Origin of the sequence: Sulfitobacter sp. 15WGC (genome assembly GCF_005068605.1) — a bacterium.
GTDB lineage: Bacteria > Pseudomonadota > Alphaproteobacteria > Rhodobacterales > Rhodobacteraceae > Sulfitobacter > Sulfitobacter faviae.
Genome location: NZ_SZNL01000124.1, coordinates 1 through 254, shown reverse-complemented (window position 1 = coordinate 254; position 254 = coordinate 1). Strand labels below are relative to the sequence as shown.

Here is a 254-nt window from a genome sequence, read left to right as displayed (position 1 = left end):
TGCCCGCCCCGTTCGCCCGATGATCGCGCGGATTTCGCCCTCGCGGATGTCGAAGGAAATATCCTTGATCGCCTCCACGCCGCCGAAGCGCAGGGTGATGTTCTTCATCTCCATCACCGTCGGGCCGATGGTGCGGCCGTCGTCGGTGACATAGCTGTCAGCCTGATCTTTCACGCTGTCCCTTTCCATAGTTCCCGCCTGCCCGGCACTGACGCTGGCCGCGCTCATTCCGCTGCCATCCGGCGGCTGACCGG

The 254-nt window shown here is 64.6% G+C and carries 1 pseudogene; it reads right to left on the bottom strand.

From position 1 onward, the window contains the following. Positions 1-174: pseudogene (locus FCK22_RS18235) on the bottom strand (ABC transporter ATP-binding protein); the annotation flags it as partial. Positions 175-254 lie beyond the last annotated feature (80 nt).